The sequence below is a fragment of the Allobosea sp. CS1GBMeth4 genome, assembly GCF_900185715.1.
Lineage (GTDB): Bacteria > Pseudomonadota > Alphaproteobacteria > Rhizobiales > Beijerinckiaceae > Allobosea.
Window position 1 is genome coordinate 130238 of the sequence record NZ_FYAS01000003.1, and the last position, 13998, is coordinate 144235.

14 protein-coding genes are annotated in these 13998 nt (G+C 68.9%); 3 read left to right on the forward strand and 11 right to left on the reverse strand.

Going from position 1 to position 13998, the window contains the following annotated elements:
- Positions 1–88 precede the first annotated feature (88 nt).
- The 9 genes from CS1GBM4_RS01970 to CS1GBM4_RS02010 all read right to left on the reverse strand — a co-directional run bounded on the left by CS1GBM4_RS01970 (position 89) and on the right by CS1GBM4_RS02010 (position 9318).
- Positions 89–1846 (reverse strand): ABC transporter substrate-binding protein, encoded by a 1758-nt coding sequence (locus CS1GBM4_RS01970; RefSeq protein WP_186417002.1) that lies wholly within the window; start codon positions 1844–1846, stop codon positions 89–91.
- A 78-nt stretch (positions 1847–1924) separates the two neighbouring features.
- The gene (locus tag CS1GBM4_RS01975) at positions 1925–2203 is read right to left on the reverse strand and encodes a DUF2160 domain-containing protein (RefSeq protein WP_186417003.1); all 279 of its coding nucleotides are present in this window, start codon (positions 2201–2203) and stop codon (positions 1925–1927) included.
- Positions 2203–3009: a hypothetical protein gene (locus tag CS1GBM4_RS01980; protein WP_186417004.1), complete on the reverse strand. Its 807-nt coding sequence runs from the start codon at positions 3007–3009 to the stop codon at positions 2203–2205. The genes CS1GBM4_RS01975 and CS1GBM4_RS01980 overlap by 1 nt, the downstream gene beginning before the upstream one ends.
- The gene (locus CS1GBM4_RS01985; RefSeq protein ID WP_186417005.1) at positions 3009–3806 is read right to left on the reverse strand and encodes a carbohydrate ABC transporter permease; all 798 of its coding nucleotides are present in this window, start codon (positions 3804–3806) and stop codon (positions 3009–3011) included. The genes CS1GBM4_RS01980 and CS1GBM4_RS01985 overlap by 1 nt, the downstream gene beginning before the upstream one ends.
- Positions 3806–4705: a sugar ABC transporter permease gene (locus CS1GBM4_RS01990; RefSeq protein ID WP_186417006.1), complete on the reverse strand. Its 900-nt coding sequence runs from the start codon at positions 4703–4705 to the stop codon at positions 3806–3808. The genes CS1GBM4_RS01985 and CS1GBM4_RS01990 overlap by 1 nt, the downstream gene beginning before the upstream one ends.
- On the reverse strand, positions 4702–5796 hold the full coding sequence (locus CS1GBM4_RS01995) for an ABC transporter ATP-binding protein (RefSeq protein WP_186417007.1): 1095 nt from the start codon (positions 5794–5796) through the stop codon (positions 4702–4704). The genes CS1GBM4_RS01990 and CS1GBM4_RS01995 overlap by 4 nt, the downstream gene beginning before the upstream one ends.
- Before the next feature lies 1 nt (position 5797).
- The gene (locus CS1GBM4_RS02000; RefSeq protein ID WP_186417008.1) at positions 5798–6883 is read right to left on the reverse strand and encodes an ABC transporter ATP-binding protein; all 1086 of its coding nucleotides are present in this window, start codon (positions 6881–6883) and stop codon (positions 5798–5800) included.
- Positions 6880–8415, reverse strand: a complete 1536-nt coding sequence (locus CS1GBM4_RS02005; RefSeq protein ID WP_186417009.1) for a glycerol-3-phosphate dehydrogenase — start codon at positions 8413–8415, stop codon at positions 6880–6882. Before CS1GBM4_RS02005 ends, CS1GBM4_RS02000 begins: the two co-directional genes overlap by 4 nt.
- 99 nt (positions 8416–8514) lie before the next feature.
- The gene (locus tag CS1GBM4_RS02010; protein WP_186417010.1) at positions 8515–9318 is read right to left on the reverse strand and encodes a DeoR/GlpR family DNA-binding transcription regulator; all 804 of its coding nucleotides are present in this window, start codon (positions 9316–9318) and stop codon (positions 8515–8517) included.
- Positions 9319–9488: 170 nt separating this feature from the next.
- Here CS1GBM4_RS02010 and CS1GBM4_RS02015 point away from each other — a divergent pair, with 170 nt between their 5' ends.
- On the forward strand, positions 9489–10463 hold the full coding sequence (locus CS1GBM4_RS02015) for an HWE histidine kinase domain-containing protein (RefSeq protein WP_186417011.1): 975 nt from the start codon (positions 9489–9491) through the stop codon (positions 10461–10463).
- Positions 10464–10530: 67 nt separating this feature from the next.
- Here the strand turns inward: CS1GBM4_RS02015 and CS1GBM4_RS02020 are convergent, their stop codons facing one another.
- Entirely contained in the window at positions 10531–11022 is a 492-nt protein-coding gene (locus tag CS1GBM4_RS02020; protein WP_186417012.1) for a hypothetical protein, read from the reverse strand.
- A gap of 176 nt (positions 11023–11198) precedes the next feature.
- Between CS1GBM4_RS02020 and CS1GBM4_RS02025 the strand changes: the two genes are divergently transcribed.
- Both CS1GBM4_RS02025 and CS1GBM4_RS02030 read left to right on the forward strand, forming a co-directional pair.
- A complete protein-coding gene (locus tag CS1GBM4_RS02025) occupies positions 11199–12716 on the forward strand; it encodes an MDR family MFS transporter (RefSeq protein WP_244607000.1) in 1518 nt (505 codons plus the stop codon).
- 85 nt (positions 12717–12801) lie between these two features.
- Positions 12802–13359 carry a DUF1269 domain-containing protein gene (locus CS1GBM4_RS02030; RefSeq protein ID WP_186417013.1) on the forward strand — a complete coding sequence of 186 codons (558 nt, stop codon included), beginning with the start codon at positions 12802–12804 and terminating at the stop codon, positions 13357–13359.
- Between the two features lie 39 nt (positions 13360–13398).
- Here the strand turns inward: CS1GBM4_RS02030 and CS1GBM4_RS02035 are convergent, their stop codons facing one another.
- Entirely contained in the window at positions 13399–13992 is a 594-nt protein-coding gene (locus tag CS1GBM4_RS02035; protein WP_186417014.1) for a hypothetical protein, read from the reverse strand.
- Positions 13993–13998 lie beyond the last annotated feature (6 nt).

A 13998-nucleotide genomic window follows, 5' to 3' on the forward strand; every position in this document is an offset into this window, starting at 1 on the left:
ACCGGTCGATCGAAGCCATCCTCGGGAATCGGGGGCGCGGCATTGCTGCCGCGCCCCTTTCGCGCTGCCGAGTCGGGAGGAGGGGGACTCAGCCGCGCTTGGGAGGAGACGCCGGCCAGCTCTTGATCAGCGTGTCGTAGTCGATCGTCTCGCCCTTCGGCTTCTCGTTCGCGAGCTTGCGCTGCGGCGCCAGCGTCCCGGCCTTCTCGGCCTTGGCGAACCACTCCTCGGCCGAAGTCTTCGGGTTGAGCTTGGGCCCGCACTCGCCCTGCACGCCGGAGCGCTCCAGCCGCTCCATCACCGAATCCTGCGCCGCCGCGAGCGCGTCCATCGCCGCCTGGGGCGTCTTGGCGCCGGAGGAGGCGTCGCCGATGTTCTGCCACCAGAGCTGGGCGAGGCGCGGATAGTCCGGCACGTTGTTGCCGGTCGGGGTCCACTGCACGCGCGCCGGCGAGCGGTAGAACTCGATCAGCCCGCCGAGCTGCGGGGCGCGCTCGGTGAAGCTCTTGTCCCAGATGTCGCTCTCGCGGATGAAGGTCAGGCCGACATGGCTCTTCTTCAGGCTGACCGTCTTGGAGACGATGAACTGCAGGTAGAGCCAGGCCGCCTTGCGGCGCTCGACCGGGGTCGAGTTCAGCAGCGTCGCCGAGCCGGCGTCCTGGTAGCCGAGCTTCATGCCGTCCTTCCAGTAGGCGCCCTTCGGGGAGGGAGCCATGCGCCATTTCGGCTTGCCGTCCGCGCTCATCACCGGCAGGCCGGGCTTGACCATGTCGGCGGTGAAGGCGGTGTACCAGAAGATCTGCTGGGCGATGGACCCCTGCGCCGGCACCGGGCCGGATTCGCCGAAGGTCATGCCCTGCGCCTGCGGCGGCGCGTATTTCTTCAGCCAGTCGACATATTTGGTGATCGAGTAGACCGCGGCCGGGCCGTTGGTGTCGCCGCCGCGCTCGACCGAGGAGCCGACCGGGCGGCAGCCCTCCATGCGGATGCCCCATTCGTCGACCGGCAGGCCGTTCGGAATGCCCTTGTCGCCATTGCCGGCCATGGAGAGCCAAGCGTCGGTGAAGCGCCAGCCGAGCGAGGGGTCCTTCTTGCCATAGTCCATATGGCCGTAGACCTTGGTGCCGTCGATCTCCTTGACGTCGTTGGTGAAGAACTCGGCGATGTCCTCATAGGCCGACCAGTTCACGGGAACGCCGAGCTCGTAGCCGTATTTGGCCTTGAACTTCTCCTTGAGGTCGGCGCGCTGGAACCAGTCGTAGCGGAACCAGTAGAGGTTCGCGAACTGCTGCACCGGCAGCTGGTAGAGCTTGCCGTCCGGCCCGGTGCCGAAGGACTTGCCGATGAAGTCGTCGATGTCGAGGCCAGGATTGGTCACGTCCTTGCCGGGACCCGCCATCCAGTCGGTGAGGTTGGTCGCCTGCTTGTAGCGGAAATGCGTGCCGATCAGGTCGGAGTCGTTGATCCAGCCATCATAGATGTTCTTGCCGGACTGCATCTGCGTCTGGATTTTCTCGACCACGTCGCCTTCCTGGATCAGGTCGTGAGTCAGCTTGATGCCGGTGATCTCACTGAAGGCCTTGGCCAGGGTCTTGGCCTCGTATTCATGCGTGGTGATCGTCTCCGAGACGATGTTGATCTCCATGCCGGCGAAGGGCTTCGCCGCATTGATGAACCATTCCATCTCCTTGAGCTGCTGCTCCTTGGAGAGCGTCGAGGGCTGGAACTCGCTGTCGATCCATTTGCGCGCCTCCTCGATGCCGGCGAGGGCCGGCCCGGCGGCGAGCGTCAGCGCGAACAGGCTGGCGCCGGAAAGGCTGGTAAGGGTCCTGCTGAGCGTCGTCATCGTTGTCCTCCGACGTTTCCCTTGGGGTGCCGCCCCTTCTTTCGGGGCCGGTCGTTTCTTGTTGTTGGGCCTGGCCCTCTAGACGAAGCGGAAGACCGCCGCGGCATAGAGGAGCGCGAGGCCGGAAGCCCACCAGAGCGGCTGGCCGACGATGCCGAGCCAGGCGAGGTGAATGAAGGCGCTGCCGAGCAGCGAGATGAAGAGCCGGTCGCCGCGGGTGGTGGCGATGCCGAGCACGCCGACGCGCTCGGTCTCGGGCCGGACGACCGCGAGCAGGATCATGATCAGGAGCAGGCCGGCGATCCCGGCGAAGAACACGCCGGTCTGCCAGGTCCAGGCCATCCAGGCGAGTTCCATCACGTCCTCCTGTCGGCTTTCGCCGCCGGAGCCCGGCAGGTGCGGGCTCGCGATCCGCCCGGCTCGAGCCAGCGTGCAGCGGCCTCGCCTTCGTCGAGACGCAGGCCCAGCAACCGATCGATCGTCACGCCGCCAGCCTCGCGGGCACAGGCGACGATCAGGTGAAAGCGCAGATACTGCCCCGAGCGCTCCGGCCACAGGCGCGCATCGTCGGCGGCGAGCTCGCCGGCGATCCGCACGGCCTGCCCTTCGCCCAGCGCGACGTAGTCGGCGACGCCTTCGCGCAGCCAGCGCGGCATGGTGAAGAAGGCGAGCAGCCCGGTCCGCTCCCAGGTCAGCCCGTGGGCCAGCTCATGGGCCGCATAATAGGCCAGCGTGCGGGGCGGCTCCGCGGCCTTGCCGGAATGCCCGAACAGCCGGTCGGCGGCAATGTCGGCGCGGCGCAGGAAGGCGTGGCGCGTGGCCGGAAGGATGTTCACTCCCGCGGCGCCATAGGCCCAGAGGAAGAACAGACGCTCGCGCCAGGCCGTGTTGGCGATGAAGATGCGCCGGGGCCCGGCGGCCGGGCCGAGATCGGAACGGGCGAGCCGGTCCTCGACATCGGCGAGCAGGCGCCGGCCGTCGGCCGGATCGAACGGCAGGTCGCTCCAGAGCTCGAAGCCGCCCTGCTGCAGATGATGCGGAAAGAAGGGCTGAGGCGCGGCCACGAGGCCGGTGACCGCGGCGCCCGTGAGGCCGCAGACGGCGAGGCCGAGTAGTGCGACCCGGCGCAAACCCAAGACGAAGGCACGAAGGCGACCGGGCATCACACCCTCCCCAGGGCGAAGCCCTTGGCGATGTAGTTGCGGACGAACCAGATCACGAGCGCGCCGGGGATCAGCGTCAGCACGCCGGCCGCGGCGAGGACGCCCCAATCCATGCCGGCGGCCGAGACGGTGCGGGTCATGGTCGCCGCGATCGGCTTGGCGCTGACGCTGGTCAGCGTGCGCGCCAGCAGGAGCTCGACCCAGGAGAACATGAAGCAGAAGAAGGCGGCGACGCCGATGCCCGACGCGATCAGCGGCATGAAGATCTTCACGAAGAAGCGCGGGAAGGAATAGCCGTCGATCGCGGCGGTCTCGTCGATCTCGCGCGGCACGCCGGACATGAAACCCTCGAGGATCCAGACCGCCAGCGGCACGTTGAACAGGCAGTGGGCGAGCGCCACCGCGAGCGGCGTGTCGAACAGGCCGATCGCCGAATAGAGGTTGAAGAAGGGCAGCGCGAACACCGCCGGCGGCGCCATCCGGTTCGAGAGCAGCCAGAAGAAGAGGTGCTTGTCGCCGAGGAAGCGGTAGCGCGAGAAGGCATAGGCCGCCGGCAGGGCGAAGGCGAGCGAGAGCAGGGTGTTCAGGGCGACGTATTGCAGCGAGTTGATATAGCCGGAATACCAGCTCGGATCGGTGAAGATCTTGACGTAGTTGTCGAGCGTGAAGCGATGCGGCCAGAGCGTCAGCGCCCCGGTGATCTCGGTATTGGTCTTGAAGCTCATGTTGACGAGCCAGTAGATCGGCAACATCAGCGCGACGAGATAGAGGGCGAGGATCAGCCGGCCGCCGCGCATCAGCCCCTCCCCGCGTCGATGTCGGCCCGCGCATCGGCGGCGGTCATCACCGTGTAGAACACCCAGCACACGGCGAGGATGATCAGGTTGTAGACGATCGAGAGCGCTGCCGCCTTGCCGAGGTCGAACTGGCCGAGCGCCAGCTTGACCAGTTCGATCGACAGGAAGGTGGTCGAGTTGCCGGGGCCGCCGCCGGTGACGACGAAGGGCTCGGTGTAGATCATGAACGAATCCATGAAGCGCAGCAGCACGGCGATCAGAAGCACGCGGCTCATCTTCGGCAGCTGGATGGTGCGGAACACGGCCCAGCGCGAGGCGCCGTCGATGCGCGCCGCCTGATAATAGGCGGCGGGGATCGACTTCAGGCCGGCATAGCAGAGCAGCGCGACCAGCGAGGTCCAGTGCCAGACATCCATCACGATGATGGTGATCCAGGCCGCCACCGGGTTGGCGACATAGTTGTAGTCGATGCCGAGCGCGTTCACCGCTGCGCCGAACAGGCCGATGTCGCCGCGCGCGAAGATCTGCCAGATCGTGCCGACCACGTTCCACGGGATCAGCAGCGGCAGCGCCATCAGCACCAGCGTCGCCGAGACCTGCCAGCCCTGGCGCGGCATCGACAGCGCGACGAGGATGCCGAGCGGAATCTCGATGGCCAGGATGATCGCGGAGAAGGCGAGATTGCGCCAGAGCGAGTCGTAGAAGCGCGAGCCGAGATCGCTCTTCGGATCGAGCAGTTCGGCGAACCAGCCGACGCCGTTCCAGAAGAACTGGTTGTTGCCGAAGGAATCCTGGACGGAATAGTTCACCACCGTCATCAGCGGGATCACCGCCGAGAAGGCGACGATCAGCAGCACCGGCAGGACGAGGAACCAGGCCTTCTGGTCGACCGGCTTCATGGCTGGCCCCCCGGCAGCGCTTCGCCCTTCACCAGATGGCCGTCGCTGTAGATGTGGATTTGGCCGGTCTGCAGCGACAGCGCGGCCTCGTCGCCGTCGAAGCTCGCGCCTTCCGGCACGCTCGCGGCGAGCTTCAGGCCATCGAGCTCGACGCGTGCGATGCGGGCGCGGCCGATATCGTCGATGCGGGCGATCCTGACCGGCAGCCCGGCGCCGCGCGGGGCGAGCGTCGCATATTCCGGCCGGATGCCGAGCTCGACCTTGCCGGCGAGCGCCGGATAGTGCCGGGCCAGCGCGATCTCCTGCCCTGCGAGGCTCGCTTGCGCGCCCTCGACCTTGCAGGGCAGCACGTTCATGCCGGGCGAGCCGATGAAATGGCCGACGAAGGTGTGGGCCGGGTGCTGGAACAATTCCTCCGGCGTGCCGGTCTGCACCACGCCGCCATCATGCATCACCACCACGGTGTCGGCGAAGGTCAGTGCCTCCGTCTGGTCATGGGTGACATAGATCATGGTGAGGTCGAGCTTGCGGTGCAGCTCCTTCAGCATCGAGCGCAACTGCCATTTCAGATGCGGGTCGATGACGGTCAGCGGCTCGTCGAACAGGATCGCCGCGACATCGGGCCGGACCAGGCCGCGCCCGAGCGAGATCTTCTGCTTGGCGTCGGCCCCGAGCCGGCTCGCCTTGCGGTCGAGCGCCGCGGTCAGATCGAGCAGGCCGGCGATCTCGGCCACCCGGGCCTCGATCTGCGCCCGCGCGACGCCGCGATTCCGCAGCGGGAAGGCGAGGTTCTCGCGCACCGTCATCGTGTCGTAGACGACCGGGAACTGGAAGACCTGGGCGATGTTGCGCGCCTCGGTCGGCGCTTGCGTCACGTCCCTGTCGTCGAACAGGATGCGCCCGGCCGTCGGCACGACGAGGCCCGAGATGATGTTGAGCAGCGTGGTCTTGCCGCAGCCGGAGGGGCCGAGCAGCGCATAGGCGCCGCCCTGGCGCCAGACATGGTCGATCTCGCGCAGGGCGTAGTCCTGCGGCCCCTGCGGATCGGGCTTGTAGGAATGCGCCAGCCTGTCGAGCGTGATCCTCGCCATGTCACGCCGCCTTTGCCGGAGCGGCCGCCGCCAGCCTTCCGGCAGCGTCGAACAGGAAGATGCGGGCGGGATCGAGCCAGGCCGTGACAGCGGCATTCGGCTCCAGGCGCCGCACGCCCGGCACCAGCGCGACGAGGCGATGGCTGCCGACATCGAGATGGACATAGGATTCCGAGCCCGTGATCTCGGAAACGGAGACGTTCGCCTGCAATGCGATCGCCGGAGCGGGCAGCGCATCCAGCGCGAGGTGATGGGCGCGGAAGCCGATCGTGTAGGCGCCGTCCGGCACATCGGCGAAGGCTCCGGCGGCGGAGACGCTCGCGCCGGTCGAGAGCCTGACCTCGCCGCCCTGCTTGACGCCGGAGAGCGTGTTGAGCGGCGGGTCGGAGAAGACCTGCGCGGTGACGAGGTCATCAGGCTGGCGATAGACCTGAGCCGTCCGGCCGAACTGCGTAACGCGTCCCTGGAACAGCGTCGCGGTATTGCCGCCGAGCAGCAGCGCCTCGCTCGGCTCGGTGGTGGCGTAGACGAAGATCGCTCCCGATTCGGCGAAGATGCGCGGCAACTCCTCGCGCAGCTCCTCGCGCAGCTTGTAGTCGAGATTGGCGAGCGGCTCGTCGAGCAGGACGAGTTCGGCGCGCTTCACCAGCGCGCGGGCGATTGCCGTGCGCTGCTGCTGGCCGCCGGAGAGCTCGAGCGGCTTGCGCTGGAGATAGGGCTCGAGCCGCAGCAGCGCCGCAGCGCTCTTCACCCTCGCCGCGATCTCGCCCGCCGGCAGGCCGGCGACCCGCAGGGGCGAGGCGATGTTCTCGTAAACCGAGAGCGCCGGGTAGTTGATGAACTGCTGATAGACCATCGCGACGTTGCGCTTCTGCACCGGCAGCCCGGTGACGTCGCGGCCTTCGATCAGGACCTTGCCACTACTGGGCGCGTCGAGGCCGGCCATCAGCCGCATCAGCGAGGTCTTGCCGGCGAGCGTCGCGCCGAGCAGCACGTTGAGCGAGCCTCTCTCCAGCGTCAGCGAGATGTCGGCGAGCAGGATCTGCGCGCCGCGCGTCAGGCCGATGCTGTCGAGCGTCAGGCTCATCCGCGCGCCTCCATCCTGGCGGAGGCGGGTGGCGAAGCCTTCGCCGCCATGTAGTCGCCGAGCGCCCGGCGCTGCTCGGGCGAGAAGCGCAGGCCGAGCTTGCTGCGCCGGTAGAGGACGTCCTCGGCGCTGACGGCCCATTCCTGGCTCATCAGCCAGGCGACCTCACGCTCGGTGAGGTCGGCGCCGAAGACGCGGCCGAGATCGGCCATCGCCCTGGCGCCTTCGAGCAGGGCGTCGGCGCGGGTGCCGTAGGCGCGGGCGAGCCGGCGCGCGAGCTTGCGGTCGAGCCAGGGACGGGGGGCAGAGATGCGCTCGACCAGTCCTTCGAAGCCCTCGACCGGAAAATCGCCGCCCGGCAGATGCGCCGCGGCGGTCCAGGACGGGGCGCGCAGGGCCGGAACGGCCGCGGCGAGCTTCTCGACGGCCGCTTCCGCCAGCCGGCGCGCAGTGGTGATCTTGCCGCCGAAGACCGAGAGCAGCGGCGCCGCGCCGGCCGGCTCGTCCAGCGTCAGCACATAGTCGCGCGTCGCTTCCTGCGCCTTGCTGGCACCGTCGTCATAGAGCGGGCGGACGCCGGAATAGGTCCAGACCACGTCCTCGCGCCGGACCGGCTTGCGGAAATACTCGCTCGCGGCGGCGCAGAGATAGGCGATCTCGTCCTCGCCGGCGGCGACCTCGGCCGGGTCGCCGTGATAGTCCTTGTCGGTGGTGCCGATCAGGGTCAGGTCGCCCTCATAGGGGATGGCGAAGATGATGCGGCCGTCGGCGTTCTGGAAGATGTAGCAGCGCTCGTGCTCGAACAGGCGCGGCACGACGATGTGGCTGCCCTGGACCAGCCGCACCGAGGCCGGGCGGTTGCTGGCGACGATGCCGTTCAGCACGTCCGCGACCCAGGGACCGGCGGCGTTGACGAGCACGCGCGCGCTGGTCTCGGCCCGGGTGCCGTCCGCAGCTTCCGTCGACACCAGCCAGAGGTCGCCCTGGCGGCGCGCGCCGACGACCTTGGTCCGCGGCAGGATCGAGGCGCCGCGCTCGGCCGCGTCGCGGGCGTTGAGCACGACGAGGCGGGCATCCTCGACCCAGCAGTCGGAATATTCGAAGGCGCGGCCGAAGCGCGGCTGCAGCGGCTCGCCGGCGCCGTCGCGCCTGAGGTCGAGCGAGCGCGTCGGCGGCAGGAGGCGGCGCCCGCCGAGATGATCGTAGAGGAACAGGCCGAGCCGAAGCATCCACCAGGGCCTGAGGCCGGCATGATGCGGCAGCACGAAACGCAGCGGCCGGATGATGTGCGGCGCAGCGCGCCACATCACCTCGCGCTCGGTCAGCGCCTCGCGCACCAGCCGGAATTCGTAATATTCGAGATAGCGCAGGCCGCCATGGATCAGCTTGGTCGAGGCCGAGGAGGTCGCGCTGGCCAGGTCACCCTGCTCGAACAGCACGACCGAGGCGCCGCGCCCCGCCGCGTCGCGCGCGATGCCGCAGCCGTTCACGCCGCCGCCGATGATGGCGATGTCGAACACCGGAGCCGTCACGCGATCCTCCCGCAGGCACTCCTGCGAGCGCCACTTCAGCAAACGGTAGAGCGTGTTTTTATTGCGCGCAACGGCAAAACGAAAGCCAAAACGAAAATCCTAGCTTTCGCTTTCATTTCGCATTGCAGCATCAGCCGCCGATCCGGTTTCGACGACAGCGATTCCCTCGCTGCGGCAGAGCTCGCGCAGCGGCGGCGGGCCGAGCCGGTCGGTGACGAAGAGATCGACGTCGCGCAGATGGCCGATGCGCACCGGGGCGGAGCGTTCGAACTTGGTGCTGTCGGCGACGAGGAGGCATTGCCTGGCGTTCTCGATGATCGCCTGCGAAACCCTGACCTCGCGATAGTCGAAATCGAGCAGCGCCCCGTCCTCGTCGATGGCGGAGGTGCCGATCACGGCGTAGTCGACCTTGAACTGGCGGATCAGGTCGACCGCGGCGGCGCCGATCACGCCGCCGTCCGAGCGCCGCACCGGGCCGCCGGCGACGATGACCTCGATGCTCTGATGCGGGTAGAGCAGCGCCGCGACATGCAGGTTGTTGGTGATGACGAGCAGGCCGTGATGGTCGGTGAGCGCGCGTGCCACCTCCTCCGTGGTGGTGCCGATGTTGATGAAGAGCGAGGCGTCGTTCGGGATCAGAGCCGCCGCGGCCCGGCCGATCGCCGCCTTCTCGTCGCGGGCGATGAAGCGGCGCGCCTCGTAGGCGAGGTTCTCGACGCCCGACGCCACCACCGCCCCGCCATGCACGCGCGACATGATGCGCTGCTCGCAGAGCTGGTTCAGGTCCTTGCGGATGGTCTGGGCGCTGACCTCGTAACGCGCCGCGAGCTCCTCGACATTGACGCGCCCCTGCGCCCGGGCCAGCGCCACGATCTCGCGCTGGCGCGGGGTGATGGTCTCCATGTCCGGCTCCTCGTGACGTGGCGCCAAGCTGACGGCGCCGGCCGGCAGCGTCAACCACACGCGGTTCGGCGGCTAGACCCCGAGCCGGACTGTCAAAAGACATGTGCGTTTGACAGAGGCTGCGCTAGCGGTCGAACTGTATCGTCTTCACCCTGACCGGAAGGCCCGACGTGCCGACGCAGCTCGACAAGGATGCCCGTTTCCTGCGCGCCGTGCTGGCGGCCTCGGACGATTGCATCAAGGTCCTCGACCTCGCGGGCCGGATCGACTTCATCAGCGAGGGCGGGCTGCGCGGCCTCGAGATCGCCGATTCCGAGGTCGTCCGCGGCCGGCCCTGGGTCGACCTCTGGGAGGGCGACGGCAAGACCGAGGCACTGGCGGCGCTCGCCGCGGCCCGAGCCGGAGGTAATGCCCGTTTCCAGGGCGTGATCGCGACCGCCGCGGGCAATCCGCGTTATTGGGACGTCCAGGTCTCGCCGATCATCGCGCCCGACGGCAGGCCGGAGGCGATCCTGTGCGTCTCGCGCGACATCACCGAACTGCACGCCGTCCAGGAACGCTACCGGCTGCTCGCCGGCGAGCTCAATCACCGCATCAAGAACCTGCTCGCCATGGTCTCGGGCATCGTCAACCAGTCGCTGCGCGGCCCGGACGAGCCGCTCGAGGCCTTAAAGCAGCGCCTCGCCGACCGGCTGCAGGCGCTGTCGGCGGCGCAGGACGTGCTGATGGCGGCGAGCCGCCACGGCGCCGACCTCACCCGGCTGGTCGAGGCCGTGCTGGCGCCGCATCGCGTCGGCCAGCGCATCTCGATCGGCGGACCGCTGGTCACGCTCTCGTCGAAATGCGCTCTGGCGATGGCGCTGGCCCTGCACGAGCTCGGCACCAATGCGGTCAAGTACGGCGCACTCTCGCGGAACGGCGGGCATGTCGACGTGTCCTGGCGCAACGAGGCGGGCATGTTCCGGTTCCGCTGGCAGGAATCCGGCGGGCCGCCGGTGGCGCCGCCGCAGCGGCGCGGCTTCGGCCTGCAGATGATCGAAAAGGTGCTGGGCGGCTATTTCGCCGGTACGGCGCAGATCGATTTTTCGCCCGGCGGCATCGTGCTCACGCTCGACGCGCCGACCGCGGCGCTGGCGGAAGGTTAGCCGCGCCTGCCCCCGCGTGATCGCGCGATCGTTCCAATCTTCTCCGCAGCGGGCTCCAGGGGCCGAATCATGGCAGCCATGCCGGCTCCGCTTTCGGCAGCCGGGCGCGGTAGACTCGCTGCCAGCCGTCGCTCCCGAGCGCGGTGCCCTTGCATGGGAGGTCGGCGAGGCGCGTGCCGTTGCGGGTGACGAGCACGCCCTCGCGCTCGCCGCGCCCTTTCACGATGATCGAATAGAGCGTGTAGCCGATCTCGCCGCGGCTGAAGCGAAGGATGTCGCCCGCCGAACCGGCATCGCCGACGACGGCGGCGCTGAAGGCCTGGTCCGGCGGCAGGGGTGCGGCCGGATGCGTCAGCTCGACCGCGCCCTTGCGGCCGAAGCGATAAGTCAGGCTACCCCGGCCCGGACCGATCTCGGCGGATGCGCAGAGCGAGGCGATCTTGCCGCCGGTCGCGCAGGAGAACACCGCCGCCTCGCCAGCCAGGCACAAGGAAGGCCGCGTATCGCCCAATGCCGGCAGCGAGGCGAGGAGCAGCGGCAGAACGAGAGAGGCGCGCATTGAGGGTCCCGGACGAGAGAGCCTCATGCTAGCGCGCTTTGCGTTCGACCGGAATCGGTCGAACCTGAAGATGCGCCCAAGATCGGCCGGCGCCGGGCTGCGCTCACTTCGCAGCGGCCCTGCATCCCCGACTCTGGCGCATGGCGGCGACGGCGGCCTATCCTCCGGCATTCCCCATGCACAGAACAGGGCATCTGCCGATGGACAAGCGGGTCGAGACGCCGCCGACGCAGGCCGCGCTGTCCCACGCCGATATTCGGTCGATCCTGATCGGGATCATGCTCGCCATGTTCCTGGCGGCCCTGGACCAGACCATCGTCGCGACCGCGATGCCGACGATCGGCCGCGAGCTCGGCGACGTCGCACATCTGCCCTGGGTGGTGACCTCCTATCTGCTCGCCTCGACCGCGGTGACGCCGCTCTACGGCAAGTTCGCCGACATCCACGGCCGCCGCGTCACCCTGCTCGGCGGCATCGCGATCTTCGTGCTCGGCTCGCTCGCCTGCGCGCTCGCGCCCTCGCTCTGGCTGCTGATCGTCGCGCGCTTCGTGCAGGGGCTCGGCGGCGGCGGACTGATCGCCATGGCGCAGACCATCATCGCCGACATGGTCCCGCCGCGGGAACGCGGCAGATATCAGGTCTACATCGCCAGCGTCTTCTTCAGCTCCTCGCTGCTCGGCCCGGTGCTGGGCGGCGTGATCGCCGAAGCGCTGCACTGGTCGGTGATCTTCTGGATCAACCTGCCGCTCGGGCTCGGCGCCTATTGGATGACCGACCGGGCCCTGCGGCGCCTGCCGCGGCACGAGCGGCCGCACAGGCTCGACGTGCTCGGCGCGCTGCTGATGACCGGTGCGACGATGACCCTGCTGCTGGCGCTGTCCTGGGGCGGCACCCACTACGCCTGGGCGTCGGGGCCGATCCTGTCGCTCGTCGCCGGCTCGGCGCTGCTCTGGCTCGCCTTCGCCTGGCGGCTGCGGAGCGCCGCAGAGCCCTTGATCCCGCTCGCCATCCTCGCCAATCCGGTGGTCCGCGACGGCACCATCGCCGCCGGCTTCGGCATGGGCACCTTCATCGGGCTCACCATCTATCTGCCGCTCTATTTCGAGACCGTGGTCGGCCTCTCCGCCGCCAATTCCGGTCTCGGCCTGATTCCGCTCACCTGCGGCACCGTCCTCGGCGCCACGGCGTCGGGCCGGGCGATGACCCGGCTCGACCACTACAAGCGGGTGCCGGTGGTCGGGCTGAGCCTGGCGCTTCTCGGCACCGCCATCCTGATCGTCATGGCCGGACGACTGCCGCTCCTCCCCTTCGCGCTGCTGCTCGGGCTGATCAGCATCTGCTTCGGCACGCTGCTGCCGGTCGCGACGGTCTCGATCCAGAACGCCGTCGCTCCGCACCAGCTCGGCACCGCCACCGGCACGGCGAACTTCTTCCGGCAGATCGGCGGGGCGCTGATCGTCGCCATCTTCGGGGCGATCGTGCTCGGCGGTCTCGGCGCGAGCGGCGTCGGGCTCTCGGCCGAGACGCTGAAGGCCGGAGCGGTCGACCGCGCCACCATGGTCGGGCTGTTCCGCTACGTGTTCGCCGCAAGCTTCGCGGGCTTCGCCCTGGCGCTGCTCTTCCTGCTACGCATGACCGAGCTACCCTTGCGCGGCTCGGCCATCGCCGCCGCGAAGGAGGTGGCCGGGGAATGACGGAACGTGGGGGTTCGCCGCGCGTTTGCCGCAGGCCCGTCACAGAGCGCCGGCAGGCTGAGCCGTCGCGTCAGAGGAGTGCGCCATGTCCGATCTCGTCGTCATCGTCTATCCGACCGAGGCCAAGGCCGAGGAAATGCGGCAGAGGATCATCGGCCTGCAGAAGGAATACCTGATCCAGATCAGCGATGCCGCGATCGCGGTCATGCACGAGGGCGGCAAGATCAAGCTCAACCAGCTGCTCAACACCACCGCGCTGGGCGCCGCCTCGGGCGGCTTCTGGGGCCTGCTGATCGGTGCGATCTTCCTGATGCCGGTCTTCGGCGCGGCGATCGGCGCCGCCTCCGGCGCGCTCGGCGGGGCCCTCACCGACTACGGCGTCAATGACGGCTTCATGAAGGAGCTCGCCGCCAATCTGCAGCCGGGCAATGCCGCGCTCTTCGTGCTGATCCAGAAGATGACGGGCGACAAGGTGCTCGAGGCGCTGAAGGGCACCGGTGGCGTGGTGCTCAAGACCTCGCTCGACCATTCCCAGGAGCAGAGGCTGCGCGACGCGCTCGCCGCCTCGCCGGCGGCGCAGCGGCAGGAACTGCCACCGGCCTCGCCGACCGAGCCCTCGCCGAATCCGATCCCCGGCGCCTGAGCCCGCATCGGCGGGCGGACCGGACGGTGCCCTCGCGCTCTATCGTCGCCTGAAGCCCTGCTTGGCGATGGTGAGCGCGATCGTGCGTCCGCTCTCGCTGGAGCCTTCCATGCTGTGCGCCTTCAGCTCCGCGCCGATCCCGGTGAGGCGCGCCCCGGCCGGATCGTCAGGCAGGCTCCAGCTCTGCGTGTCGGCATGGAAGGTCAGCGGCTGGTCGAAGCGCCCGCCGGCCCCCGGCAGGAAGGCGTTGATCTGGCCGACCGTGCCGGCCTTGGTCTGGTCGAGCCTGACGCGATAGAGCGCGCGCCGGCCGAGCAGCTCGAGCTCGACCCCGACGACGAGATGCTCGGCCGGATGGCGCGTGAAGATGCTCGTCGACGAGACACTGCGGCGGTCGATCGTCGCCTCGGCCGTCAGGCGCACGACGCCGGCGGCGTCGGTCGACAGGCGCTGGCCGGCTCCCGGAGCGCTGGCCTCGGCCTCCGAGCCGATCGCGACCCGCAGCGGCTGGCCCGCCAGCGGCTTTCCGGCCTCGTCGACGAGCTTCAGCGTCAGGCTGACCGGCTCCGCCCGCGCCTGCTGCGTGGAGAGGGTGACGATCGAGAGGGCTGCGGCGCTCAGAAGGCTCTTCAAGGGCTC

Bases quoted from the DNA above. Each gene is read 5' to 3' on its own strand.
- CS1GBM4_RS02010 (WP_186417010.1), bottom strand. From the start codon at position 9,318: ATGGAGACCATCACCCCGCGCCAGCGCGAGATCGTGGCGCTGGCCCGG.
- CS1GBM4_RS01975 (WP_186417003.1), bottom strand. From the start codon at position 2,203: ATGGAACTCGCCTGGATGGCCTGGACCTGGCAGACCGGCGTGTTCTTC.
- CS1GBM4_RS02020 (WP_186417012.1), bottom strand. From the start codon at position 11,022: ATGCGCGCCTCTCTCGTTCTGCCGCTGCTCCTCGCCTCGCTGCCGGCA.
- CS1GBM4_RS01985 (WP_186417005.1), bottom strand. From the start codon at position 3,806: ATGCGCGGCGGCCGGCTGATCCTCGCCCTCTATCTCGTCGCGCTGATG.
- CS1GBM4_RS02025 (WP_244607000.1), top strand. From the start codon at position 11,199: ATGCACAGAACAGGGCATCTGCCGATGGACAAGCGGGTCGAGACGCCG.
- CS1GBM4_RS01980 (WP_186417004.1), bottom strand. From the start codon at position 3,009: ATGCCCGGTCGCCTTCGTGCCTTCGTCTTGGGTTTGCGCCGGGTCGCA.
- CS1GBM4_RS01970 (WP_186417002.1), bottom strand. From the start codon at position 1,846: ATGACGACGCTCAGCAGGACCCTTACCAGCCTTTCCGGCGCCAGCCTG.
- CS1GBM4_RS01990 (WP_186417006.1), bottom strand. From the start codon at position 4,705: ATGAAGCCGGTCGACCAGAAGGCCTGGTTCCTCGTCCTGCCGGTGCTG.
- CS1GBM4_RS01995 (WP_186417007.1), bottom strand. From the start codon at position 5,796: ATGGCGAGGATCACGCTCGACAGGCTGGCGCATTCCTACAAGCCCGAT.
- CS1GBM4_RS02000 (WP_186417008.1), bottom strand. From the start codon at position 6,883: ATGAGCCTGACGCTCGACAGCATCGGCCTGACGCGCGGCGCGCAGATC.
- CS1GBM4_RS02030 (WP_186417013.1), top strand. From the start codon at position 12,802: ATGTCCGATCTCGTCGTCATCGTCTATCCGACCGAGGCCAAGGCCGAG.